Below are 26,195 nucleotides of genomic sequence, written 5' to 3'. Positions count from 1 at the left end.
CTTCAAAGCGACGGCAAATGCACTGCTCCTGGCCCCAGTGGCTGGCCATAACTGAACTCTACATAGTTGCCCGCAGGGTCGCGCACACCACAGTAATAACCTACTGGGTAGGGTTCGTCTCGCGGCGCCCAAATGAGGCAACCCGCCGCTCGGGCACGTTCGGCGATCGCATCCACTTCATCGCGGCTCGCGCAGGCAAAACCAAAATGGCTGTAATCATCGGCCGCCAACTGACGTTCGTTGCCGCCTGGCATGATGACAAAGATGAAGCTCTCAGCCTTGCCGGGCTCGGCGATCCAGACAATGCGTGAGCCTTTGCCGGCACGCTCATGGACAACCTCCATCCCACAGAAATTTCGGTAAAACTCGAGGCAGGCGTCAAGGTCTGGAACATGCAGGGCAAGGTGCGTGAGGGTCGGATGCATGATGCTCTCTCCACAGCCGTTTTCAGGCGTTGCCAGGGATTCCTGGGGTATGCTGTTGGCCTGTTTATGGAGACAAGATTATGGCCTTTGATTTCGACCTTTTCGTCATTGGTGCAGGATCCGGTGGTGTACGCGCCGCTCGGTTCGCGGCTGCCTACGGCGCTCGCGTTGCGGTTGCGGAAAGCCGCTACCTGGGCGGCACCTGCGTCAACGTCGGTTGCGTACCGAAAAAGCTTCTCGTCTATGGCGCCCATTTCGGCCAGGAATTTCGCCAGGCCCAGGGCTTTGGCTGGAGTATTGATGATAGTCGTTTTGACTGGAGCACGTTGATCGCCAACAAGGATCGGGAAATTCAGCGCCTCAACGGCATTTACCGCAACCTGTTAGTGAACAGCGGTGTGCAACTCCTTGAAGGCCACGCGCGACTTATCGATGGCCATCACGTCGAGGTCAACGGACAACGGCATAGTGCTGAGCACATCCTGATTGCCACGGGTGGATGGCCTCACGTTCCGGAGTTTCCCGGTCATGAACATGCCATCAGCTCAAACGAGGCGTTTTTCCTCGACAAGCTTCCCGAGCGCGTGCTGGTAGTCGGCGGTGGCTATATCGCGGTCGAGTTTGCGTCCATCTTCCACGGCCTCGGCGCGAAAACCTCGCTGCTCTACCGTCGTGAACTGTTTCTACGCGGCTTTGACAACAGCATGCGTGAGCATCTACGTGATGAAATGCTTAGGAACGGTGTGGATTTGCAATTTAACAGCGACATCGTGCGCATTGATAAGCAAGCGGATGGCACGCTTTCAGCCACCTTGGCGGACGGCCGGGTGCTCGAGGCGGATTGCGTGTTTTATGCCACGGGTCGGCGCCCGATGCTGGATAGCTTGGGCTTGGAAAACACCTCAGTCACACTGAACGATAAAGGCTTTATTCAGGTGAATGAGCTGTATCAGACCAGTGAGCCGTCGATCCTGGCCATTGGTGACGTGACCGGCAGGGTGCAGTTGACCCCCGTTGCATTGGCCGAAGGCATGGCGGTCGCGCGGCGTCTGTTCAAGCCGGAGGAGTACCGTCCTGTCGATTATGATTTGATTCCGACTGCAGTCTTCAGCCTGCCGAACATCGGCACAGTAGGACTCAGCGAAGAAGAGGCGCGCAAAACCTTCCGCGTGAAGGTCTATGAAAGCCGTTTCCGCCCTATGAAACTGAGCCTGACCGACGATCAGGAGCGCACCCTGATGAAAATCATCGTTGATGCCGACACTGACCGCGTTCTGGGCTGCCATATGATCGGCCCCGAAGCGGGTGAGATCATTCAGGGCCTCGCAGTGGCGCTGAAGGCCGGTGCCACCAAGCAGACGTTCGATGAAACCATGGGGATCCACCCTACGGCAGCTGAAGAGTTTGTCACCATGCGTACCGCCACGCGGAACTAAGCTTGCCTAAAAGGCAAGAAAGCAGCTCCTCGCAGAGGAGCTGTTGTTCAAGACACTGCACGGAAAGAGTGCCTATCTTTGCCGACGTTTCGTTCAGACCTTAAGAGCCTGATACAGCTTTTCTAAGCGGCACCGTCACTGCGTGTTTATTACCAAACAGCAGCAGATCAGACAGGGCATGTTGTTGCGCCAGAAGCTTCAGTGCAATCGGCATCAGCAAACCCGCTGCCAGGCTGACCGTAAACACCGTTACGGTTGAGTATATTTCAAGCCTGTTCAGCAAAATTCTTGTGCCAGCTGTTCCAAACACATGGAACAGATACACCTCAAAGGAATATTTTCCCAAAAATATCAAAGGGATGCAGTTGAATCTGTAATGAATCAAGGTGTGGATGGCGCAAAGACCTAATGCCAATCCCAGTGGATCAATCCAATGATTGGGCAGGTTATGCAGGCCAAATAGATAAGCCTGATGGAGTGTGATCAATGCCAGGGCAAATGTTGAAATCAAACGTGGAATTATGCCGGCCAGCTTTTCAGGAAATCTGCACGCTATGAGGCCGAGAAGAAAAAAAGGAAGCAAGTCAAGTGCTCTATAAAAGCTAAAAAGTTTTATTGGTTGTTCAAATATCTCGGGAATAAGCAGCGAGGCGAATAGCGCCAGTAAAGCGCCTGCAAAACCTTTTGTTATACGAGCTTTCTCAAGCACTATCACGCCCAGAAAAATCAGCAGAATGGCCTGCAGAAACCAGAAATGGGCGTACCCGTAAAAAAATATGCCGAAGAAGTTTTCATGGTCAGGCTTTTCATTGGTGCCTGGAATCAATGATTGCGCCAAGAAGAACAGTGAAGAGACAACAATCATCGGAATCGCAATGCGGTAGGTCTTACCTTTCAAGAAGCGTTGGACAGAGCCGGAGGTGGTCACGGGCCGCAAGGCATAAACGTAGCCAGAGATAGCTGTAAAGAGTGGCATTCGTATATAAACGAAAGAGTCATAAAGGTAACGTAATAGTGAATCATCGGGTACCCTCATACCCGAATAGGCAGAACTGCCAATGACATGGCCGGCGACCATCAATATCAGCGCGAGACCTCGTAGAGACTCAATCCTTGTGTCCTTGTAAGTTGACGTGTTCATAAGGCGGCCTTCAAAAATCAGCAGCCCGTATTCAAGACCTTACACGCTATCCACTCGAATATGGACTCATTAGAAGTATCGTCCTTGAATGAATGTAACGAAGTGTGCTCTTACCTTTTAGAAAGAAAAGTGTTTTCCAGGAATGCTTGAGCATTTCCTTGTAAACTTTTGTGACGTTGTGGTGAGCGCCAGCTCGTGAAAAAGCATCGAGAAACTCTGCATGATTAGAAAGTATGAACTGAAGCCTTTGCTGACCCGATAATAGGCTCCCGTAGCGCCGAAGATAGAGCTCAATAAAACGGGTTTTGTGCTCGTAGGTCTTTTCAGGATGGGCAGTAATGTTGTTTTTGCCAACGAGGCGGTGGTAGAGAATCTCCGCTACGGTGTGGATTTCATAGTGTTCAGCAATTTGCGTCCACAGCCACCTGTCTTCAGCGAAGCGTATATGGGGGTCAAAACCACCACACTCTACAACAGCGTGTCGAAGTACCAATACTGACGATGTTCCGTTCATGACGTTGCTATTCACGAAGCTAAAAAAATGCTTGCCCTTCTTGATGTGGCCAAACAGTAATTTCCTGCCATCGTCAAACAGACTCAATCCAAAACAGTCCACCATCCCCACGTTGTGATTGGTCTTTGAGAGTGCCTGGAAGAGGCTCACCTGTTTTTCCAGTTTTTCCGGAAACCAATAGTCATCAGCATCCAGAAAAGCCAGCAGCGTCTCATGGGCGCGGAATAGGCCGGCATTCCTTGCGGCCGAAGGGCCCTTGTTTTTTTGCTGTATCAACAGCAATTCATAAGGGAATGTAAGGCGTTCGACCGTCTGTGCGCTGTTATCTGTAGAGCCATCATCCACCACTATGACGCGATCAGGCAGGCGTGTCTGCTGCGCCAGTGACTCCAAGGCTTTGCCAATCGTGGCGGCTGCGTTGAACATGGGAATGATCACGCAAACTGTAGGCTCGAATTGATCTCCCTTCATAAAAAGGCCTATCTCAGAGGTGAAGAAAGCCGGACGCTCTGGGCATCAAGGTACGCATTCCTGACGGAAGACGGGTTTCGAAACGAAATGATCAGTATGCAAAAAATGAGGAACTCAGTAGAGCGGTAGTTGGGGATTACATACGCGACGTAGTTTGAGATGATCATCAGTGCGATAATCACCAAGGCCCCTACATGGTATTGGGTGGCGAAGCTGGAGTTGATGATCTTGTATTGTTTTAGCAAAGCGTGGAAAAAAAGAGCTATCAGAGCAACCAGCTGAATGATTCCACCGTTAAGCAATGTTTCTTTATAGCCGCTATGTGCGTTGCCGATGTAGCCCCAGCGCTGGAGAAAGTAGTCGGCGCTGGGTGTGAACCAGAACGCACCGAATCCATAGCCTTTGATATATTCCGCATCTATCGACGGAGCCAGCAACTCCCAAATGCGCGTACGGTCTGTGAGCGTACTGTCTCGCCCCAAGGTAGAAAGGAAAAGCTCATAATTCGCATATATAAGAAGGAAAATCAAAATATAAATCAGCGTCGAAATTAAAAAGACCGAGCGCGATTTATTGATGCGTAGTTTCACCAAGGTAAGGAAGTACCAGTAACTGGCGGCTCCCGCGAAAATCAAGACCAGTCCGGTGGCTGACTTTGCCAAGATAACAGCTACCAAAGAAAAGAAAGCGCAGACCAGAGCCAGCCGGTTCTGACGATAGACATAAGGCAGAAGCAGCAGAATGGCTATTGCGTTGATCCGGGCTCCTGCGTTTTTCTCAGGAAAGATTCCCTTGAAGGCGCCTTGGCGGGCGCCTTCCTGCGCAAAGGTATGTTCGGGAAAAACCAGCGCCAGCGCCAAGCCCATCAAGGAAAAAAGCCCGATCATGCAACCTACGGTAAAAGCTATCTGCTGAACCCTGTAGTGATAAACAATGAATCCAGCAAAAAAAACCGTGCTCAGCATGGCTATGAATCGCTTGAGACTGATTGAAGGCTCATGTGACCAGAAGACGGAGAGCAGCACGGTAGACAGAAAAAAAATGAACACCAGGTTTTGCTGGTAGAAACTTTTCCTTAAATAAATTTTATGCTTAATAAAGAGATATAAGGGAACCGCAAATGTAATCAGTCCGCACACCTGGTTTACAACATTTCCTTCGCTGTCATTCTGCATGCCACGCAATCGGCTGCTGCTGCTCAATGCCATGAAAAAATAAATGACATTCATATAAAAAATCAGTCCGAATAGCGCGAACGCATCGCGCAAGGTCGAACGTCTGATCTCAAGAGTTTTCATCGCGTGGTTCTTTACGGAACAAGGCAGATAAATAGGTTTTCGCCGCGTTGGAACACGTAAAGCGGGCTGCTGCTTCAATGCGTGCTCGCCGTGCTTGTTCACAACTGTGGTTCAGGGCTTGATCAATTGCCCTGGCCATTGCAGCTGGATCATCGACGGGCACCAGAATTCCCAGCTGGCTGCTTACCAGCACTTCTTCAGGCCCGTAGGGGCAGCGTGTCGAGACCACCGGAACGCCCGTGGACATGGCTTCCACCAGAACATTGGGGCTGCCCTCGAAACGTGAAGACAGGACAAAGCAATCGGCAGCGTTGACTTCAGCCAGGGGGGCAGGGCTATAACCCGCCAGATCGAGTCGATCGGCAACGCTGACGGCCTTAGCATGGTTAATCAGCTGTTGTCGCAAGGGACCTTCGCCAAAGATGATCAGGCGTACCGTGCGGTCGGAGAGCCGGGCGAGGGCAGTGATCAATGTATCGAAGCCCTTTTGCTCCACGAGCCGACCTACCGCAACGATGACCGGGCAGGCTTTATGCTCCAGCCAGGGGTGCGCGGGCGATAGCGGCGGCGTTTGGCGAAAATCATCGTCCAGCACCGGATTGTCCGCCGTCGTGACATCCCGCTCACGGGCGACTGTGGTGCGCACCAGGTCCTGAGCCACGCCCCGGGATACGCAAATGACCGGGTTGGGCGTCAGCCGATATAACAACGGCGCCAGCCAATAAGACAGGCGCACACTGAATGATGGATTGACGTATTTGTCATGGGAAAAGGCATTACGCTCGCTGACATGCTGACGGGCCAGGGTCCCGGAGAAAAGCGCGGCCAGGATGGCGACGACGTTGACATGGGTGAGAGCCGCCAGTTGTGCATCAAACCGGTGGGCTCGTAAATAGCGTGCCAGATCGGGCAAAGCACTGGCAGTACGTAAGCTGCCTAGATGAACCCGCTTTACGTTAGGTGAAAGGTGAGCGGCATTGACGCCTTCAGCAGTCAAGGTCAGAAGGGTGACGTCATGCCCGAACTCGGCAAGCGCGCCAGCCAGGCGCACCATCATTTTCTCGGCGCCGCCACCTCGCAAGTCCTGCAAGATAATCAGCAGTTTTTTTCTCATTGATTCCACACGTGATAATACGCCTGCGCCGCCTGCTGGCTTGTGTATTGCTGTATGACCTCAAGGTGGGCAGCACGGAGCCCGTCGCTGTGGTTCAGGGCCTGAATAATCCCCTCCGCCAAGGCCTCGACATCATTGGCTTTTACCAGGATGCCCAAGCGGCCATTGTCGAGAAGCTCACGCGGGCCGGTATCGCAATCGGCAGCAAGCACCGGTGTACCCAACGCCATGGCTTCGATTAGAGCGGTCGGCAATCCCTCATGCCTGGAACTCAGTACAAAAAACCGGGCCTGTTTGATCAAGGGATAGGGGTTGCTCAGAAATCCGGTGAAATGCACGCGACCAGCAATACCCAACTGATCGGCTTGCTTGTGCAGAGCGCCATGCTCAGGCCCCGCACCCACCAGTACCAGGTCTGGGAGTGGGCGTTGGCTCAGCGCCTTGGCATAGGCGGTCAGCAAAAGATCGAAGCCTTTTTCTTCGGTAAGCCTGCCCACCGCCAGTAGGTAGTTTGAAGGCAGGTGGGCGGGTAGGGGGCAGGCGGCCTTGGCCGACAACTGTTCAGTGACGACTGCATTGGGGCAGTGTTTGATGCGCGTTTTTCCCCACGGCACCCTCCGTGTGAGCCCCGCTTTGAGGCCATGGGAAACGGTGACCACCTGACCGTGCCCCAGCAGATAGAAGGAATACAAAATAGCGAGCAAGGCCGGGTTGAGCGTCTGTTCGGCGCTGTCGAGTGCCGCATGGCGGGTATAAATGACTCGGCAGTTGCCGCCAAGGGTGGCGAGCCGGGTGCAGAGATTAGCCAACTCCTTTGCGGCGATGACATGGGTGACCTGCTGTTGCCGGATGATCCTGCGTAGACTGAGTGCGGAATTGAGAACCGAGAAAACTCCCCAACTACAGGGCTCGCCGATTTGCCTGATGGTGTCTGTCGGAGCGGTATCCGCCCGCTCGCCATTCATGATGAAAAAAGTGACCTGCTGGCCATCGAGGCAGAACTGGTTGGCCAACTGCCGCTGAACCCGCTCGACTCCACCGTCGGGTTTGAAATCCTTGAATACGAAGAGGATGCGCATCCTGGCCACGGCCGGAGTTGATTGCACAATGTTGATGGCTACTTTTCGTCTGGCGAGCATGGCCAGTAAATGCATGAAGTTCCTGGGGTAATCGAGCAGGTAACGCTTGATAGTGTGGGGCTCCCTGTACATGCGATAGAAGGCCCGAAGGTTATAGCGATCCACCCAGGTCGGATAAAAATAACCAGGGGTCATGGCTTCCTGACGAATGAATCCACCGCATGAAAAAGCCACGCCAGTGAAACCGTTTGCGCGTGCTTGACGAATGAAGCGCTCTTGATGCCCCGCACCCAGCCCAACAATAAGAATGTCGCTCCCAGCATCACGAATTTCTGCGCAAACTCTCTTTGCCTGTTGCTCTTCAAAATACCCATGGTGGTATCCGGCAATTAGCAAGGCGGGAAAACGCTTTTTGAGCTTGTCGATAAAGCGATCCAACTCTGCAGGTCGAGCACCAACGAGATAAACCTTCTTTTGCTGCGATTCGGCGCGCTGAAACACCTGTTGGGCTATGGAGGTAAAGTCGAAGCTGACCCTGACGATTTTCTGGCCCGTTACTTTCGACAGAAAATATGACAGCAGCATTCCGTCGCAGAAGAAGGCCATGGAATCCTCCTGCGTAGCGTTGAACAAGACACCGATGGATGCAAAATTCAAAAAAGAGAACGAGCTGGCACCGTCCAGCTGGCAATCCGAATAGCTGTCGAGAATGTCGAGTGTAAACATCTGCGCTCAGTAAATATCCTTGGAAAGCAGCGTGAAGGGCGTTTTGAGAAGAATCTTGAAATCCAGCCAGAACGACCATTGGTTTATGTAGAGGAGGTCCTGATTGACGCGCTGCTGCATCTTTTCCACGGTTTCGGTCTCACCGCGATGGCCGGTGATTTGCGCCAGGCCGGTAATACCCGGCTTGATTCGATGGCGAGCCATGTAAGCGCGGATCTTGCCGATGTAATACAGGTTGTGGGGCACCGCATGGGGACGCGGCCCCACCAAGGCCATTTCCCCGGCCACCACGTTGAACAGCTGCGGCAGTTCATCGAGCGAAGTGCGCCGCATGAAACGGCCTACGGCAGTTACACGCTGATCGCCTCGGGTCGCCTGTTTGACCTGATCGTCCTGGTGTTCGCGCATGGTGCGGAACTTCCAGATGTTGATGACTTCGCCATTCCAGCCGTGGCGTTTTTGCTTGAACAACACCGGGCCGGGGGAGGACAGCTTGACTGCAAGGGCGGCAGCCAGCAGCAGGGGACTCAGGAGCAGAATGGCGAGCGCCGCCAGGCTACGCTCCAAAATCTCTTTGCCTAGCTGGGCGCCCGGATGTGAGCTGAGGGGCGTTTCGTTGAGGTAGATAGCCGGAATGGGGCCGATTTCTGCGATCGAATGATTGAGCAGCAGCATGCTGCCAAAATCAGGTATCCAGACCACATCGACATGCAAATCCAACAGGTCGATGTAAATGCTCTCGATGCGCGGCATTTCATTCAATGGCAGGGCGATGTAAACACGACGAATGTGCTGTTGTTGCAGAATGTCCCTCAGATCGGACAGCTCGCCGAGAATTGGCAGACCAACACCGTCTTGGGTGTTTTCCGTGGCAATCATGCCCACCAGCGGCACCCGGTGCGGCTTGCTCAAGTTCCTCGCCAGTTCTTGCGCCAGGGGACCGGTCCCAACGATTACCGAGCGCCTTTCGTTACGCAGCTTGCGGGCATGCAGGCGATTCATCAGATGGAGCGGCACGTAGCTCAGCACCTGGGCAACGAAGCCCAGGACGGCCCAGCTGAACACCAGATCGAGCGAATAGTGATGCAGGGTGTGGGTTACACCTGCGATTGCCAGCAGGCTCCCGATCAACAAGAACCAACCCGCCAGCAGACGCAGCAATCCGGAAAGAAGCCGGTGTCGTTTGTGATAAACCTGCAGCAACGCATAGACATGCACCGAGCCGAGCAGGGTAAGGATGCCCAGCACGCGGTACTGACTGAGGAGCGTGCCGTAACGCGCCTGTACCACCAGAGTCAGCAACAAGCACACCAGCAGCATACCCGCAGCCCACTGAGTCCAGAAGGTCAGCCCGCGGCGCTTGGCGATCAGATTGCGGTGTTGCGGAGCCATCGAATATCAAATCCGCGAGGGTTGATGAGTGATTTTTTCCGCTGCGGCCAAATAGCCATAGTTTTCGTAGTAGTAGCCGTACTTGCGCGCCTTGTTCAGGTCGATCTGATTCAGTACGGCACCCACGATGGGCGCCTTGTCCTGTAACTGCGTAACGCCTTTCATAACCAGCGAGACGGGCGTGCTCTCGGCACGAATGACGTAGAGCACAGCACTGGACAGGGTGGCCAGCAGCATCGAGTCGCTGACCACCTGGGTCGGCGGAGAGTCGATGATGATCCGCTGATAGCGGTTTTGCAGAGTGCGCAGGATTTTCACCAGTCGCGGCGAGGAGAGCAGTTCCTGGGGATTGGTCGGAATCATCCCGGCAGGCAGCATGCTGACTTTGCCAATGGTACGAATGCAATTCTCGAACCTGGCGGTGCCGGCGATCAGATCCGCCAGGCCTGGGGCGCCAACCGGGAAATCAAAGTTGCGCGCCAGGGTCGGGCTGCGCAGGTCGGCCTCGATCAGCAGGACACGTTCGATATGCGCGACGGCAAAGGCGAGGTTGTTGGCCACGGTGCTCTTGCCTTCGTTCGGCACGGACGAGGTGACCAGGATGATCTGCCGCGGAGTATCGGGGTCAGCCAGCACCAGCCCGGTGCGCATGTTGCGGATGGCCTCGCAAAAGCGTCTGTCCTCGTTACGTTCGAACATGTGAGAAAGCTGGTGGCGGGTCTTTTTCGGCACCAAGGGGATAATGCTGAGCACCGGAATGTTGAGCTTGGTCTCGATTTCCTCGGTTCTGCGGAACGTGTTGTTGAGGCCCTCGCGCACGAAGGTCAGGACGATGCCGGTTGCAGTAGCGGCCACGGCAGCGATCAGCAGAATCAGGGGTTTGTTCGGCTTGCTCGGAATGCCGGGAGGAAGGGCCCGGTCAACCACGCGCGCATTGGCGGCATTGATGTCCGAAGTGGCGGCGGTTTCCTTCAGGCGCGTCATGAAGGTCTCGTAGAGCACGCGGTTGCTGTCGACCTCGCGTTGCAGCTCGCGCAAGCGGAATTCCTTGCGGGAAATTTCCTGGATCTGCTCCTTGTTGTCGGTAAACGACTGCGACAGTGAGTCCTCGTTGGCCTGGGCCAATTGATAGTTGCGTTCGATGCCGGCCACGACTTGCTGCACCTGGGCATGCAGGCTGGCAGTCGCCGCAGCCAGCTCCGTGCGGGCGGAGATCATGTTCGGGTGCTTGTCGCCGTAGCGGCGCGACAGCTCCTCCACCTTGGCGCGGGCCTTGGCTTCTTCGGCCTTGAACTGCTGAATCAGGGGATGGCCCAACACCGCCGGCACGCTGGCCAGGCGCTGCAGTCCGCCGGCGCTCATGGCCTGCACCTGGCGATACTGGCTCTCCGCTTCGGCGCGCTGCCGGCGTGCGTCGATCATGCGATTGCCGGTCATGGACAGCACATCCGCACTGATCGTGGCCACACCGTCCACGTCCACCAGGCCTTCGCTTTCCCGGTAAGCCTGCAAGCGGCTTTCGGCGCTGCGCAGCGTGTCGCGCAACTCGGTAAGGCGGGAGTTCATCCAGTCAGCCGAAGACAATGATTGGCTCATGTAGGCATCCAACTGGCTGGCGATAAATCCTTCGGCAAACGCATTGGCCATCTCGGCGGCCAGAACAGGGTCGGGGATTTCGATATGCACGGCCAGCAACTGGCTCTTGTCCAGTACTTGCACGCTCATGCTCTGCATCACACGGTGCGTAACGCCTTTTGCAATGGCGGCTTCGTCCGGTGCAACAACAGGCTCATCGATGTCGGTGCGCAGGTTACGCCACCAGCCCCGTACATCGACGAGCGGAGCGGGCTGCTGCCTTGGATCGAACAGCGGGTGGGTGGTCAGGTTCAAGCCCTTGACGACACGTTCGGCCAAGGCCCTGGCCTTCAACAGCGCCAGTTGAGTCTGCAGGTACTCGCTGGTACTGGCGGAAGGATCATAAAGCTGCTGAAACGTCAGGACCTGGGGCGTCTTTTTTTCGATCAGCAGCGTGGCGGTGGCCTTGTAGAGGGGCGTGAGGTTGACGAGCACTGCGGCCGTCACCAGGCAGACGATGACGACCAGGGCCGCGATATACAGCTTCGCCTGCCACAGCACATTCCAGATCTTCATCACATCGATGACGTCATCGTCTTCATTGGCAATGCGTGCCAGCCCACGATGGTCCTCGCTGAAACCTTGAACACTGTTCATCAAAAGAAGCCCTGCGCGATGGTGATGGTGTCGCCGGGAAGGATGGCGGTGTCGATGGTGGCTTTCTCGGCGATTCGGGTTTCGCCCTGGCCACGTACGATGGTCACGCGCTTGAGCGAAGCCCGTTCCGTCAGGCCGCCGGCCAGCGCGATGGCGCGATCAAGCGTCAGGCCAGGCTGGTAGGGATAACCGCCGGGTTTTTGTACCTCGCCACTGATGTAGAACTCCCGGTAGGTGATCACGCTGACCGTTACCCTGGGTTCGACCAGATAGCCCTCCTTGAGCTTGTCGGTGATCAGCTGCTCGATCTGGTTGGGAGTTAGCCCACGCGCCTTGACCTGACCGATAAAGGGATACGAAAAGGTGCCCGCATCGTTGAGGCGAACCTGGTCGAAGCTCAGGTCCGCCTCGCCGTATACGCTGATGCGTACCACGTCACCCGAAGCCAGCCGATATTGCGCGTCGCCATCCGCAAGGCCCGTGTGTACCGGCACCAGGGCCATCAGGAGAGTGAGTAGAATTCGGCTGATCATGAGCATGAGAGGCTCCGCAAGAGGGGCTCAAAGGCTGCCAGCAACGCTGATTCTGTAGATGTTGCGCTGGTAGCGTTCGTCCGGAACGGTGGAATCGTTATCGCGATAGCGGTATCCCAGCGATACATCGAGCCAGCGTCGCGGGCTGTAAATCAGTTCCAGGCCGGCGCTGAGCAGATCGTCGTCGCGGTCCTGGCCTTCGTATACATACTCGGCCAATCCCAGCGAGAGGTTGGTGGTCACGCGCTCAATCCATTGGTGTCGCCAGGCGAGGGAGGCGCTGCTGGCCTGGATGGCATCGGAGCCGTCGTCGCCTTCGTCGAAGGCCCGCCGGGCTTTCAAGCTGAAGGTTGAATAACTGCGCGGCTCCCAATCGATACCCACTTCCCACATCGGGCTTTTCAGCTCGTCCCGTCGATCGTCGTCGAACTCCTTCTGCTCATAACCGACAAGCACCTTGCCGGTGGTTTTGGCCGTAGCCTCCCACGTGGCGCCAACCAGGATGGCGGTGTTAGTGCTGTTGCGCGGATTGTTGGCGAGCTTGTAGTCGTAATCGGTGTGGCGGACCTCAACCTGTGTGCGGGTATTGCCACCAAGGCGGTGAAACCAGGCGGTGCTCAGACCCGTGGTGTCCCGTTCCTTGTCGGCGTTGAGCAAGCCGCGATTGTCGTAGCGCAACTCTGAGTAGCTCGCGCCAAACTTCAAGCGATTGCGTGCGCTTTGTGCGCCAAAGGCATAGAGGCCGTGCAGCGAGCGACTGTGAAATTTGTCGTTCTCGGTTCGTGCCGCGGTGGAGGTGGTTTCTTCAGCCTTGCGGTAGGTTGCTTCCAGGTCCAGGCGGTGGCGATCGGTGAACTCCATGATGCTGTCGAGCCGGGCCAGGTGATTGGTATGACTGGCCCCATCGGCATCGTGGTAACTGTTGCGAACACCGGCGTAAATCAGGCGATGAGCGCTGTTGCGATCTTCGGCGATCAACTGAAAACCCGGGGCTATGCGGGTGATCCACGAGGATGCTTCGTCAGAAGCCAGTTCGCGAAAATTGTCGTCGTAGGTTTCAGCCAGACTGAGCGTGGGCAGAAATTGAAAGCCCAATACGTTGATTGGCTGTGGCTCTAGGGACCAGGCTGTCAAAGGCAGCACAGGCATCATTAACACGAATGGGAACCTGATTTTTTTCATAAGCATATCCATTGCTTGAGTCCTGTCGGCTCGTCCTTGCAAGTCGTTGAAACTGACTGCGTGCCGCCGGGCACGCTACCGCCCCAAGGTTGCTCGTTGATCCCTGAGAACGGGGTGGTAAAAACGGGAACTGCTGCTTACGGCGGTTTTCGGCCCAAGCCGGTCGGGTAAGTCGAGCTTCGCTGGCGAAGCCGCACCCGACTCAAAACCATGCCATCCAGCAATGCAGAAGGAAGGAGGCACTTAGCAGACCGCAACGAAACGGCTTGATTGCGTTTCAGCCGATCAACGGTAGCAGTGAATGAATGCAGTTAGGGTGGTTTGCCGAGATCGCGACTGTTGGGTCTAAGATGATGACTCTGATGCATGGGTAATCAGGGCACGCGATGCTTTTTTGTGATTGCGCTTCGCTGGCCAATCCTCTGGACTACTCAGGAGAATCTGAGATGGGTCAACAGAAATACGAAGGCTCACGTTCAACAACCGGCGCGGGCGCCCCGGCCCCAAGTGACCGCCATTCTCTAACCATTAATCCCGACGGTCCCATCCTGCTTCACGATGTACATTTCCTTGAGCAGATGGCCCACTTCAATCGAGAAAAAGTGCCCGAGCGCCAGCCCCACGCCAAAGGCGCCGGTGCGTTCGGCGTCTTCGAGACCACAAGTGACATCAGTGCCTATACCAAGGCCGCGCTTTTCCAGCCGGGCAGCAAGACCGAAATGCTTGCTCGTTTTTCGACCGTAGCGGGGGAGGCCGGAAGCCCTGATACCTGGCGTGACGTGCGTGGCTTTTCACTGAAGTTTTACACCAGTGAAGGTAACTACGACCTGGTGGGAAACAACACGCCTATTTTCTTCGTGCGTGACCCGATGAAGTTCCCTCACTTCATTCGCAGTCAGAAACGGCTACCGAGCTCAGGCCTGCGCGACAACCACATGCAATGGGATTTCTGGACCCTCAACCCGGAAAGCGCCCATCAGGTCACCTATCTGATGGGGGATCGCGGGCTACCCCGCACCTGGCGGCACATGAACGGCTATGGCTCGCATACGTTCATGTGGGTAAACCAGGCCGGCGAGCGGTTCTGGGTCAAATATCACTTCCATACGCGGCAGGGCATGGAGTTCTTCACCAACGCCGGAGCCATGGAGATGGCCGGTCGGGATGCCGACTATCATCGCCGTGACCTGTTCGAAGCCATCGCCCAGGGCGATTTTCCCAGCTGGAACCTGCGGGTCCAGATCATGCCATACGAGGATGCGAAGGGTTACCGCATCAATCCCTTCGATCTCACCAAAATCTGGCCGCACAGCGATTACCCGCTGATTGATGTCGGCGTCATGACGCTTAACCGCAACCCCGATAACTTTTTTGCCCAGATCGAGCAGGCTGCATTCTCGCCGGGCAACCTGGTTCCCGGTATTGGCCTATCACCTGACAAGATGCTGCTGGGCCGTGCTTTCGCTTATAACGATGCGCAACGCAACCGCATTGGGACCAATTTCCACCAGCTTCCGGTCAACCAGCCAAAGGTTGCCGTAAATACCTATATGTTCGATGGGCAGATGACCTACGCGCACAGCGGCAACCAACCCGTGTATGCGCCGAATTCGGCCGGGCGATCCTGGGCCGATGAAACGGGACAGGTCGACAACGGCTGGGAGACTGATGGTGGAATGGTGCGTGACGCCTATACGTTACGCGCCGAAGACGATGACTTTTCACAACCGGGCGCATTGGTGCGTGAGGTATTTGACGCTGCGCAACGGGACCGCCTCGTGGAAACGGTGTCGGGCAGTCTGCTGGGAGGCGTACGCAGCCCAGTGCTCGAACGCGCCTTGGACTATTGGAAGCACATCGATCCTGATGTGGGCCGGCGTATCGAGGAGAAGGTTCGAACCGGCGCGGCGGCGGAACCAGCCGCGGGCATGAGCGAAGCGTAATGCGAGGACGCCGCCGGCGGTGGTGCTGGCGGCGCGCAGCTACGGTCAATGATGCGTGCAGTGCGAAACGCGGAGCCGTAGTCATGAAAGTGCGCTGACAAGAACGACAGCCGTGAGAAGAGGCGTTTGTTAAGAGACTGTTACTAAAGAAAGCATATGCAATATCCGATAATCACCAGACCCGGATATTGCATATTGCGTGTTTTGCCGTACCATGCGGTGCGTGATCCAAAGCCAGCCACTGCCAGAAAAACGCCCCATGCCCAAAGTCCCGTTTCCCTTATTCGAAACCTACCACCGCTTCCTGGAGCTGAACTTTCAACAGTTCACCGAAGAGCTGCCCATTGTGCGTGACTATCTGGGCCGCTTTGCGCCCGAGCTGCTGGCGTTCGAGGGTTACCAGGCCGTTCGCGGTTTTTTGAAGTCGTATGCAGGCAACGAGACGACGTTTACTTCTTACCGGACCCATGTCGAGCGCTTGCTGTTATGGGCACTGTTGGTGGCCAACAAGCCCTTGCTGGAACTGCGCCGACGCGATGCCGAAGCATTCATGGAATTCTGCCTGCGGCCTCCCAAGGACTGGGTCGGCCCCATGGTCAAGTCACGTTTTGTGCGCATTGGCGGTCGCAAGAAGCTGGAATCGGACACCTATCAAGTCAACGAAGCCTGGCGCCCGTTCAGTGTCACTGTGCCCAAACGCAATCGGACCCTGGATGGCACAGCCGCCCAGGATCTCGCCGAACGCCCCTATAAAATGTCCCAAGGATCCGTGGCTCAGGTGTTTGCCGTGTGCGGTAGCTTCTTCCAGCACGCCATTGATGAGGGCCTCACCGAGGTCAACCCGTTCCGCGCAGTCAAGCAGAAATCGGTGTACAAACAACGCAATACTCTGGATGTCGCCGGACGCTCGCTCACGCCCTTGCAATGGAGCTACGTGATCGAAACGGCGGAAAAAATGGCCGATGAGGATGAAACCTACGAGCGCACCCTGTTCATCCTTACGACGCTGTTTGCCATGTATCTGCGCGTGTCCGACCTGGTGGGCCGGGACAACTGGGAGCCAACCATGGGTGATTTTCGCAAGGATACGCAGGGCAACTGGTGGTTCAATGTGGTCGGTAAAGGCAATAAAGCGGCCAAAATCAGCGTGCGCGATGACTATATCCAGAATTACCTGCCCCGTTATCGACGCCACCTGGGGCTGCCTGCCCTGCCCTCGCCCCATGAAACCCACCCGCTACTGACCACCCTCAAAGGCCGCGGCGGGCTTTCTGACCGGCATCTGAGGCTGTTACTGCAGGAGGTGTTCGACCGGTCGCTGGAACGCATGCTTGCCGAAGGATGGAGTAACGATGAAGTCGATCACCTGCGTTCAGCTTCGCTGCACTGGCTGCGGCATACCTCGGCCACCTTCGATGCGCCGCGTCGCGACATGAAGGATCTCCAGGCCGACCTGCGTCACAACAGCCTGAGCACTACGCAAAACACCTATTACAACTCCCTGGATGAGCAACGGGCGCATTCGGTGAAAAATCTGCGCATCAAGGAAGACTCCTAAGGAATGACCCCTAAATCATCCTGCGGTCCACGGCCGGCATTCTGCAGGCGCTGAAAATACGCCGGCAAATGCTGTAGCCCATGGCGCGCCGCAGCCTTGCGCACCTCATTGCGCGGGGCGTCGAACTTGACGGTCTCACTGACCACTTTGATGTTTTCCTCCAGACCCATGGCGCACGCAAAACACACGACGCCGTCCATCGACTCATCATCGGCTTCAGCCAGGCCGGTGTTGGCCAGCGCAATGGTTGCGCTACTGATACGCAAGGCACCCGCGGCCATTTCCCGGGCGACTTCTTCGCTGGTCAAGCCAAAGGTCTTGATCGTCTCCAGACTGACCCCCAGGCAGGCGCGTTTAGCCGTCACGGAATACACCACGTAACCGCTTTCCAGTACCCGACCGCAGCCAGCGATATCCGCCAGCATCGCGGTCATCAGGCCTGCGGTGCAGGATTCGGCCGTGGTCAGCATCAGCTGATTTCTCTGCAGAAACTCGACCACGTTCTCAAGGCTGCGCATACGAGATCTCCCGGTGATTGGGTGGCATGGGCTATGGATGCCCAGCAGGCCTGGCAAGTTCACCCGACAGACGCCACTACCGTTGGGGAGGGCAGCGAAACTTTCTCAACGACTGGCCAGTCAGGACTGAGGATGGGGAGACTCCTCATTGCGATGTCACGCCTGGAAGCGCGCCGTCATACGCTTGGTTTGTTGGGGGAAAGAAGATGGGAAACGCTGTTGCAACCGCTCGTCTTGTTGAATCTGAGAAGGCCGCCACGCTGCTGAGCCCTCCCAGGCTCAGCGTTGAAAGTCTGCACACCGATACGAAGAAAATCCTGTTCGTCACCTCGGAATTCGCTGAACTGGTCAAAGTGGGTGGGCTGGGCGATGTGTCCGCTGCGCTGCCCAGGGCCCTGCGCGCCCAGCACGACATCCGGGTACTGATACCCGGTTATCGGCAAGTACTCGAAAGTGGCAATGTCATCCGCATCATTGCCCAACTGCCAGGCCAGGCCGCCTTGCCGCCCTGCCGTATCGGGCGTATGGACCTGGATGATGGTCTGATCATTTACGTCCTGCTGTGCCCGGAGCTTTATGAGCGCGACGGCAAGCCCTACGGCGATAACCATGGCCGGGATTGGGACGACAACCACATTCGCTTTGCCCGTCTGGGCCTTGCCGCCGCGGAAATCGCCGCCGGCTGCCTCAGTTGGCAGCCCGAACTGGTACATGCCAACGACTGGCCGGCCGCATTGGCTCCGGCCTATATAGCCTGGAAAAGACTGCGCACGCCGAGTGTCTTCACCATTCATAACCTGGCTTACCAGGGCTTGTGCGACCCGGCCTGCGGACCGGAACTCGCCCTGCCTGCCGAAGCGCACTCACCGGACAGCATGGAGTTCTACGGCAAGCTGTCGTTTCTCAAGGCCGGCATCGTCTATGCCAGCCACATCACTACCGTGAGTCAGACCTACGCACGGGAAATTACCACCGAGGCTTTTGGTTGCGGCTTGCACGGCCTGCTCAAACGTAAGGAAGAACAAGGCCAGCTCAGCGGCATCACCAACGGCATTGACGAAAGCTGGCAGCCGAAAACCGACCCGCACTTGCTGCAAGGTTTTCAGATCCATGAATGGGAGCTGAAACGGCGCAATGCCCGCCATGTGGACAAGATGTTTGGCCTGCTGCCTTGCGAAGGACCGCTGTTCATCGTCGTTTCGCGCCTGGTGCATCAAAAAGGCCTGGATATGACGCTGAAAATCGCCGACAGCATTGTGGCCGGTGGCGGTCGCCTGGCCATTCTCGGCCAGGGTGAGCCAGCACTGGAGGCTGAATTGCTTGCGCTGGCCGGACGGCACCCTGGGCACATCGGTGTACACATTGGCTTCAACGAAACCGATGCGCGGCGCATGTTTGCTGGCAGCGATTTCCTGCTCATGCCCTCGCGCTATGAGCCCTGTGGGCTGAGTCAGATGTATGCCCAGCGCTTCGCCTCGCTGCCGATTGCCCGCCGCACCGGCGGGTTGGCCGATAGCATCGAGGATGGCGTTACCGGTTTCCTGTTCCAGCATGGCGATGCCGAAAGCTACTTTGAGGCTGTGCAGCGTGCGCTGAATGTCTTCAAACACCCCCAATTGCTCAACGCCATGCGCTGCCAGGCCATGGCAGCGCCGCAATTCTGGGCGCAATCGGTAGAGCCTTACGATCGCCTCTACAAGCGGCTGCTTCAGGAGCAGGCCGCCGTTCGCGTGAGGGGCCGATGAATGCATGGTTCCTTGCTACACGGTGCGGTAATGCAAGGCGATGGCATGACCCGCTTTGCCTTGTGGGCGCCGGACGCCGCTGATGTAGAGCTTGAACTGGGAGATGGCGAACGACACGGTTTGCAGGCACAGGCCGAAGGTTGGTTTGTCACGCACCTGCAATGTTCCGCAGGCACCGCTTACCGCTACTGGATCGACCGCCACCTTCCGGTGGCCGATCCAGCCTCGCGGGCACAGTTGGAAGATGTCGAGGGTTGGAGCCTGGTGGTTGACCACCAGGCCTATCGCTGGAACGTTCCCGACTGGCAAGGCCGGCCTTGGCACGAATGCGTGTTCTACGAGCTGCATGTCGGCCTGCTCGGTGGCTATGCGGGCGTCGAAGCGCACTTGCCGCAGCTGCAACAACTGGGGGTGACGGCCATCGAATTGATGCCGATCGGCGAATTTCCCGGCCAGCGCAACTGGGGGTACGACGGTGTACTGCCGTTCGCGCCGGAATCCACCTACGGCACGCCCGAACAACTCAAGCATCTGATCGACACCGCCCATGAATTGGGGTTGATGGTGTTCATCGATGTGGTCTACAACCACTTCGGCCCGCAGGGCAATTACCTGCATCAGTACGCCAGCCCCTTCTTTCGCAACGATATTCAGACACCTTGGGGCGCCGCCATCGATTTTCGCCGCGCTCAGGTGCGGGATTTCTTCTGCGAAAACGCCCTGATGTGGTTGCTGGATTACCGGGTGGATGGCCTGCGCCTGGATGCCGTACACGCGATTCTCGACAAGGAATTTCTGGTTGAACTGGCCAATCGGGCGCGCGTGGCCGTGGGTGTCGAACGTCAGATTCACCTGGTACTGGAAAACGAGGACAACCAGGTGCGCTTGCTGGAGCAAGGCTTTACCGCGCAGTGGAATGATGACGGCCACAACGTGCTGCACAGCCTGCTGACAGATGAGCGTGAAGGCTATTACGCGGATTTCTGCGAAGAGCGCACCGCCAAACTGGCTCGCGTGCTGAGCGAAGGCTTCGTCTTTCAGGGCGAAACCGACCGCCGCGGTCGGGCACGCGGCGAACCGAGCTGGAAGCTGCCGCCCTACGCCTTCGTGCTGTTTATGCAGAATCACGATCAAGTCGGCAATCGTGCTTTCGGCGACCGCCTGGTAACACTGGCCGATCAGGACGCCCTTAAGGTAGCCGTGGCGCTGATGCTGCTCAGCCCGATGATCCCGCTATTGTTCATGGGCGAGGAATGGGGCTCGGCCCATCCCTTCCTGTTTTTCACCGATTATCACGACGAACTCGGCCGTGCCGTACGTGAAGGGCGCCAAAGCGAATTCGCCGAATTCACCGCCTTTGCAGGGTCCGGCGCGCAGAAGCAGCTTCCCGACCCAAACGCACTGAGTACCTTTGTCAGTTCACAGCCAGAACTCAGCGCCTCACAGCCTGAGCACCATCATTGGTGGGCGTTCTACCGCGACCTGCTGGATTTGCGGCATAGGCATATCGTGCCGCGATTGCGCGGTACTCGCCCGGCTGACGTGAAAATCCTTGCCGAACAGGCTGTTTCGGCCCGTTGGCGCATGGGCGATGACGTGCGCCTGCGCATCGACCTGAATTTTTCCGACACCGACGCCAGCACCGGTCCACTGAGCGAGCGCGCGCAGCTGTTGTTTGGTCTGCGTATCGATGCCGAGCAGCCTGGCACTTTGCCCCCACATAGTCTGCTGGCGACCCTGGAGCCCATGCCATGAGCGATCGGCGTCTTGCTGACCTGGCCTGCGCAGCAGGCTTTAACTTGGAATGGCAGGATGCCCACGGAAAGCTGCAGCACGTAACCCCGGAGGCCCAACGCGCATTACTGGAAGCGCTGGGTTTTCCGGCACAGAGTCCCGAGCAGATCGAGGAAAGCCTTGCCGCCCTGGCCGAACGCCACCGCAACAGCAGCGTCGGCCCGCTGATCCTTGTCGATCAGGGACAGGCTGTATCTCTAGCAGATCATTTCAAGGCCAACACGCCGTTTCGCCTGCAAATCGAAGGGGATCTGCGCATCGAAGGCCGCCTGGATGCCAACATCTGCCTGCCGCCGCTCGACGATTGCGGTTATCACAACTTGATGATCGGCGACGAGCAACTGACCCTGGCGGTGGCGCCTCCGGCTTGTCCTAGCGTACGCAGCCTGAGCGATGGCCAACGTGGGCATGTGTGGGGCATAGGTGCACAGCTTTATGCCCTGCGCCGTGCGGGCGATGGCGGCTTGGGCGACACGCTGGCCCTGGAAGCCCTGGTGCGCCAGGCCGCGGATCACGGCGCCGATGCCCTGGCACTCAGCCCGGTGCATGCCATGTTTACGGCGCTCCCCGAGCACTACAGCCCGTATTCGCCCTCTAGCCGGCTGTTCTTCAATGTCCTGCATGCCTCGCCAGGCTGCATTCTCGGCGAACATGCCGCCGCCCAGGCGATCAAGGCCTGCGGCCTTGAGACTGAATGGCAGCGCCTGGAAGCCCTTGAGCTGATCGACTGGCCGGCCGTGAGCCGGGCCCGGTTGCAGGTTTTACGACAGCTGTATACCAGCTTCAGTGGCGCGGAAAATCTGCTGAGCCCGGATTTCGACAGTTTCTGCGCCCATGGCGGCGAGGCCTTGCTGCAGCATTGCCGCTTCGAAGCGCTGCATGCTCACATGATTGGCCAGGGGCAGCCTGGCGACTGGCGTGTCTGGCCCGAGCAGTACCACGACCCAAAACACCCGGCGGTCAGTCAGTTCGCCAGTGAACATGCCGATGACGTGAAATTTCACGCCTTCGCTCAATGGCTGATCGACCGCTGTCTGCAGCGCGCCCACAGCGCCGCCAAAAGCGCTGGCATGCACATCGGTCTGATTGCCGACCTGGCGGTCGGCGCGGAGCCGGGCGGCAGTCAGGGCTGGTCGCGACAGACCGAGTTGTTGCCGTCGCTGAGCGTGGGCGCGCCGCCGGACATCATCAATCGCGCGGGTCAGAATTGGGGCATCGCCGCGTTCTCCCCTGAGGGTCTGCAGCAGAATGGCTACCGCGCCTTTATTGAGATGCTGCGCGCCAACCTCGCCCATGCCGGCGGGTTACGCATCGACCATGCCATGGGCCTGCAGCGCTTGTGGGTGATTCCCCAGGGCGGCTCGCCCGAAAATGGCGCCTACCTGCGTTATCCCTGTGAGGATTTGCTGCGCCTGATCGCCCTGGAAGCGACACGGCATCAAGCATTGATCGTGGGCGAGGACCTGGGCACGGTGCCCGAAGGCCTGAGCGAACAGTTGGCGCGGCGCGGCGTGCTCGGCATGCGCGTGCTGTATTTCGAGCAGAAAAAGGGACGCTTCACCCCGCCCGAAAAGTGGTCCGCCGACGCCCTGGCCACCACCACCACCCATGATTTGCCGAGTGTCACCGGCTGGCTGGGTGGCCGGGATATCCAGCATCGCCAGGACAATGGTCAGATTGACGCCGAGCGCGCCCGTCTCGACCTGGAGCAACGCGAAGCGGAGAAACACGCCCTGGGCGAACTGTTGCGCCAGCGGGGCCTGCTCGACGAGGGCGTCGAACGCCCCGACGCGCAGCTGGACGCCTGTATTCAGCTGCTCGGTCGCACGCCTGCGCCCTTGGTGCTCCTGCCGCTGGAAGACGTGCTGGCCAGCGAAGAACAACCCAACCTGCCCGGTCCCGGCGACCGCCATCCGAACTGGCGGCGGCGCTGGCCCTGGGACGTAAGCGATCTGCTCGAACGACCCAAGGCCGGTGCCCGCTTGCAGTTGCTCGAGCGCACCCGCCTGGAACAGGATGATCCCGATACGGAAAACGCCCTCAATGACTGATGTGCGCGCCACTGCCCGTTTACAATTTCACCGTGGTTTTACCCTCGACGACGCCTTGCCCCTGGTGGATTATTTTGCCGAGCTGGGCATCAGCCATCTCTATGCGTCCCCGCTGTTCACGGCGCGTCCTGGCTCCCTGCACGGTTATGACGTGCTGGACCCGACGTGCATCAACCCCGAACTGGGCGGCGAAGCGGCGCTGGTACGCCTGGTAGAGGCACTGCACCAGCGGGGCATGGGCCTGATTCTGGATATCGTGTCCAACCACATGGCCGTGGGCGGCGACGGCAATCCCTGGTGGCTGGACGTGCTGGAATGGGGCCAAGCCAGCCCTTATGCGAAGTTTTTCGACATTCAGTGGCGCTCCCACGACCCTTTGCTGCGTGGCCAGCTGCTGGTGCCCTTTCTGCGCAGTGATTACGGCGAAGTGCTCGCCGCTGGTGAAATCGTCCTGAACTTGCAGGCCGAGACCGGCCAGCTCTACGTCAGTCATTTTGATCACCGCTTCCCCCTGCTGCCCGCCTCCTACGCGCGGGTATTGCGGCGCTGCGACCACCCGGCGCTAGGCGCCCTTGCCTCACATTTCGAGGCGTTGTCCAAGCGCAGCCAGGCGCGGCACAAAGCCAAGGCCTTACAGGCGCAACTGGCCGACACCCTGGAAAATGAACAGGCGCTGGCCAGCCTGCAGAACGCCATGAAGAGTTTTCGCCCGGACGCGGAACGGGGCTTCGAACGCCTGCATGCCCTGCTCGAAGCCCAGCATTATCGGCTGGCCAGTTGGCGCACCGCAGCTGATGACATCAACTGGCGGCGCTTTTTCGACATCAATGAGTTGGGCGGCTTGCGAACGGAGCGCACTGAAGTGTTCGAGGCCATTCACGCCAAGGTGTTCGAGCTGGTCGAGCGGGGTTTGCTCGATGGTTTGCGCATCGACCACGTTGATGGCCTGGCCAATCCTCGCGCCTATTGCCGGCGGCTGCGCCGGCGCATCGACCGATTGTGCCCCGACCGACACCTGCCTATCTATGTGGAGAAAATCCTCGGTGCCGGCGAACGGCTGCGCGAGGATTGGGGCGTGGATGGCACCACGGGCTACGAGTTCATGAACCAGGTTTCGCTGCTGCAGCACGACGCCCGTGGCGAGCCGCTGCTAACGGCGTTCTGGCAGGACATCAGCGGCAGGTCCGCAGCCTTTCTCGAAGAGGTCGTCGAAGCGCGGCAATTGATGCTCAGCACTACCTTGGCCGGTGATCTGGAAACCGTGGCCCAGGGGCTGCTGCAGGTGGCGCGTCAGGACATTGCGACCCGCGACCTGACACTCGGCGCAATCCGCCGGGCCTTGCTGGCGTTGATCATGCACTTTCCCGTCTATCGCACCTATGTCGGCGTCTGCGGGCGATCCGATGCGGACCGGGAGGTTTTTCAACAGGCCCTGGACGGCGCACGCGAGGATCTGCCGAAAACCGACTGGCCGTTGCTGGAGCATCTGGATCGCTGGCTGGGTGGCCAGCCGTTGCGCGAACTGCCACCCGGCCAGGCCCGAAAGGAGCGCCGCAAGGTGCTCACCCGCTTTCAGCAACTCACCGCCCCGGCGGCCGCCAAAGCCGTGGAAGACACTGCCTGCTACCGCTCGGCGGTGCTGCTGTCGCGCAATGACGTCGGTTTCGATCCGCAGCATTTCAGCGCGCCACTGTCAGCGTTCAATGCCGCCTGCGCCGAGCGAGCGGAACGTTTTCCGGGCAACTTGCTGGCCACCGCCACGCACGATCACAAGCGCGGCGAGGATAACCGCGCACGCTTGGCAGTGATCAGTGAGCGGGCCGAATGGTTTGTCGAGCGAGCCCGCCATTGGCTGCAACTGGCCGAACCCTTGCGCACCCGAACGGATGCCCTGGTTGCGCCGGCGCCCGCCGACGAGCTGATGCTGTACCAGACCCTGCTGGGCAGCTGGCCGCTGCAGTTGGAGGAAGACGATGGCGCCGCGCTGCAAAGCTACTTGCAGCGGTTGCTGAGCTGGCAGGAAAAAGCCTTGCGCGAAGCCAAGCTGCACAGCAGCTGGAGCGCTCCCAATCAGGCCTATGAAGGGGCCTGTCGCGAGTTCCTCACCCGCCTGCTGACTGACGCCGCCGGCGTGCCGTTGCGACGTGAAATCGCCGCCGCAGCGAACAGCCTGGCGCCGGCCGGTGCCCTGAACGGCCTGGCGCAATGCCTGCTGCGCCTGACCACGCCAGGCGTGCCCGATCTGTATCAGGGCTGCGAGTTCTGGGACTTCAGCATGGTGGACCCTGACAATCGCCAGCCGGTGGATTTTGCCGCCCGCCAGGAGGCGCTTTCCGCTGCGGAAGATCTTCCCGTGCTGTTGCAGGCCTGGCGCGACGGGCGCATCAAGCAGCGCCTGATCCAAGAGGTATTGCGTTTTCGCCAGGCCCATGACGCGCTGTTTCGCCACGGCGCTTACCAGCCTTTGCGGATCAGCGGCGACCAGGCCGACCAGGTCATGGCCTTCGCACGTGTCTGGCGGAACACCTGGGTGATTGTCGTGGTGCCGCTGCAGGCGGCCGGGCTGCTCGGCGACCGGCAGGTTCCCCATATCGATCCGCTGCGCTGGGGTGACACGCAGATCCATCTGCCCGCAGAGCTGGCGGCCACGGAACTGGTCAGCCTGCTCACGCCCGCCCGGCTCATGCCACAGCAAGGCTGTCTTGCCGCGCAACACATACTCGCCGACTTTTCCCTCAATCTGCTGCATGCCCTGGAGACTGCGTCATGAGTGATGAACAGCGCATTCGAGAACTCGCCTATCAGATCTGGGAATCGGAAGGTAAACCCGCGGGCCAGGAAGACCGCCATTGGGCCATGGCCAGCAAGTTGGTCCAGACCGAAAGCGTGCCCGCCGGCAAGCCCAAGTTGAGTTCCCGACGGGCCGGCAAACCACAAGCCACCATGGTGCCGCCCAGTTCGCCCGAAGAAAAAGCCGCCGTGGTCAAGGAACCAAGAAAGCCACGACAAAAGCCTGGCGCGACACCTTTATAGCCCGCCTATA

Annotated in this window: 19 protein-coding genes; 8 read left to right on the top strand and 11 right to left on the bottom strand. The window is 58.2% G+C overall.

All coding sequences use genetic code 11. The features are described 5' to 3' along the window. Nucleotides 1–2: 2 nt before the first annotated feature. Nucleotides 3–425, bottom strand: coding sequence for a VOC family protein (locus ACTV8E_RS05640; protein ID WP_443198805.1), 423 nt, complete (start codon nucleotides 423–425; stop codon nucleotides 3–5). A gap of 80 nt (nucleotides 426–505) precedes the next feature. Here ACTV8E_RS05640 and gorA point away from each other — a divergent pair, with 80 nt between their 5' ends. Beyond that, entirely contained in the window at nucleotides 506–1,861 is a 1,356-nt protein-coding gene (gene gorA, locus ACTV8E_RS05635) for a glutathione-disulfide reductase (protein WP_273535250.1), read from the top strand. 100 nt (nucleotides 1,862–1,961) lie between these two features. Here the strand turns inward: gorA and ACTV8E_RS05630 are convergent, their stop codons facing one another. From ACTV8E_RS05630 to ACTV8E_RS05590, 9 genes are read right to left on the bottom strand one after another with little or no spacing between them, the layout of a single operon-like run. Next, entirely contained in the window at nucleotides 1,962–3,002 is a 1,041-nt protein-coding gene (locus ACTV8E_RS05630; protein WP_443198804.1) for an acyltransferase family protein, read from the bottom strand. A 46-nt stretch (nucleotides 3,003–3,048) separates the two neighbouring features. Then, on the bottom strand, nucleotides 3,049–3,987 hold the full coding sequence (locus tag ACTV8E_RS05625; RefSeq protein ID WP_443198803.1) for a glycosyltransferase family 2 protein: 939 nt from the start codon (nucleotides 3,985–3,987) through the stop codon (nucleotides 3,049–3,051). 8 nt (nucleotides 3,988–3,995) lie between these two features. Next, nucleotides 3,996–5,285: an O-antigen ligase family protein gene (locus tag ACTV8E_RS05620; RefSeq protein WP_443198802.1), complete on the bottom strand. Its 1,290-nt coding sequence runs from the start codon at nucleotides 5,283–5,285 to the stop codon at nucleotides 3,996–3,998. Further along, on the bottom strand, nucleotides 5,272–6,399 hold the full coding sequence (locus tag ACTV8E_RS05615) for a glycosyltransferase (protein WP_443198801.1): 1,128 nt from the start codon (nucleotides 6,397–6,399) through the stop codon (nucleotides 5,272–5,274). Before ACTV8E_RS05615 ends, ACTV8E_RS05620 begins: the two co-directional genes overlap by 14 nt. Then, a complete protein-coding gene (locus ACTV8E_RS05610; protein WP_443198800.1) occupies nucleotides 6,396–8,204 on the bottom strand; it encodes a WecB/TagA/CpsF family glycosyltransferase in 1,809 nt (602 codons plus the stop codon). The genes ACTV8E_RS05615 and ACTV8E_RS05610 overlap by 4 nt, the downstream gene beginning before the upstream one ends. A gap of 6 nt (nucleotides 8,205–8,210) precedes the next feature. Further along, nucleotides 8,211–9,596 (bottom strand): undecaprenyl-phosphate glucose phosphotransferase, encoded by a 1,386-nt coding sequence (locus tag ACTV8E_RS05605; protein ID WP_443198799.1) that lies wholly within the window; start codon nucleotides 9,594–9,596, stop codon nucleotides 8,211–8,213. 6 nt (nucleotides 9,597–9,602) lie between these two features. After that, nucleotides 9,603–11,828 carry a GumC family protein gene (locus ACTV8E_RS05600; RefSeq protein ID WP_443198798.1) on the bottom strand — a complete coding sequence of 742 codons (2,226 nt, stop codon included), beginning with the start codon at nucleotides 11,826–11,828 and terminating at the stop codon, nucleotides 9,603–9,605. Continuing rightward, nucleotides 11,828–12,361 (bottom strand): polysaccharide biosynthesis/export family protein, encoded by a 534-nt coding sequence (locus tag ACTV8E_RS05595; RefSeq protein WP_251836159.1) that lies wholly within the window; start codon nucleotides 12,359–12,361, stop codon nucleotides 11,828–11,830. Before ACTV8E_RS05595 ends, ACTV8E_RS05600 begins: the two co-directional genes overlap by 1 nt. 27 nt (nucleotides 12,362–12,388) lie before the next feature. Then, nucleotides 12,389–13,543, bottom strand: coding sequence for an outer membrane beta-barrel protein (locus ACTV8E_RS05590; RefSeq protein WP_273535111.1), 1,155 nt, complete (start codon nucleotides 13,541–13,543; stop codon nucleotides 12,389–12,391). A gap of 446 nt (nucleotides 13,544–13,989) precedes the next feature. Here ACTV8E_RS05590 and ACTV8E_RS05585 point away from each other — a divergent pair, with 446 nt between their 5' ends. Together ACTV8E_RS05585 and ACTV8E_RS05580 are read left to right on the top strand one after the other, a co-directional pair. Continuing rightward, nucleotides 13,990–15,486, top strand: a complete 1,497-nt coding sequence (locus ACTV8E_RS05585) for a catalase (protein ID WP_443198797.1) — start codon at nucleotides 13,990–13,992, stop codon at nucleotides 15,484–15,486. A gap of 259 nt (nucleotides 15,487–15,745) precedes the next feature. After that, complete coding sequence (locus ACTV8E_RS05580; RefSeq protein WP_273535113.1) at nucleotides 15,746–17,044, top strand: tyrosine-type recombinase/integrase; 1,299 nt, start codon at nucleotides 15,746–15,748, stop codon at nucleotides 17,042–17,044. Here ACTV8E_RS05580 and ACTV8E_RS05575 read toward each other — a convergent pair. Further along, entirely contained in the window at nucleotides 17,041–17,562 is a 522-nt protein-coding gene (locus tag ACTV8E_RS05575; RefSeq protein ID WP_251835972.1) for a CinA family protein, read from the bottom strand. The genes ACTV8E_RS05580 and ACTV8E_RS05575 overlap by 4 nt on opposite strands. 206 nt (nucleotides 17,563–17,768) lie before the next feature. On the opposite strand from ACTV8E_RS05575, the gene glgA reads away from it, so the two are divergent. The 5 genes from glgA to ACTV8E_RS05550 are packed head-to-tail and all read left to right on the top strand — an operon-like array spanning nucleotide 17,769 to nucleotide 26,185. Beyond that, nucleotides 17,769–19,307, top strand: coding sequence for a glycogen synthase GlgA (gene glgA / locus ACTV8E_RS05570; protein ID WP_443198796.1), 1,539 nt, complete (start codon nucleotides 17,769–17,771; stop codon nucleotides 19,305–19,307). Continuing rightward, a complete protein-coding gene (gene treZ, locus ACTV8E_RS05565) occupies nucleotides 19,308–21,062 on the top strand; it encodes a malto-oligosyltrehalose trehalohydrolase (RefSeq protein WP_443198795.1) in 1,755 nt (584 codons plus the stop codon). Continuing rightward, the gene (gene malQ / locus ACTV8E_RS05560) at nucleotides 21,059–23,152 is read left to right on the top strand and encodes a 4-alpha-glucanotransferase (RefSeq protein ID WP_443198794.1); all 2,094 of its coding nucleotides are present in this window, start codon (nucleotides 21,059–21,061) and stop codon (nucleotides 23,150–23,152) included. The genes treZ and malQ overlap by 4 nt, the downstream gene beginning before the upstream one ends. Continuing rightward, the gene (locus ACTV8E_RS05555) at nucleotides 23,145–25,922 is read left to right on the top strand and encodes a malto-oligosyltrehalose synthase (protein WP_443198793.1); all 2,778 of its coding nucleotides are present in this window, start codon (nucleotides 23,145–23,147) and stop codon (nucleotides 25,920–25,922) included. The genes malQ and ACTV8E_RS05555 overlap by 8 nt, the downstream gene beginning before the upstream one ends. Beyond that, nucleotides 25,919–26,185: a DUF2934 domain-containing protein gene (locus tag ACTV8E_RS05550; protein WP_273535118.1), complete on the top strand. Its 267-nt coding sequence runs from the start codon at nucleotides 25,919–25,921 to the stop codon at nucleotides 26,183–26,185. The genes ACTV8E_RS05555 and ACTV8E_RS05550 overlap by 4 nt, the downstream gene beginning before the upstream one ends. The last annotated feature ends 10 nt before the right edge of the window (nucleotides 26,186–26,195 follow it).

It is taken from the genome of Pseudomonas sp. B392_1p, from assembly GCF_052245235.1.
GTDB lineage: Bacteria > Pseudomonadota > Gammaproteobacteria > Pseudomonadales > Pseudomonadaceae > Serpens > Serpens gallinarum.
The sequence above is the reverse complement of the archived record's forward strand: the minus strand, read 5'-3'. Positions and strand labels throughout refer to the sequence as shown.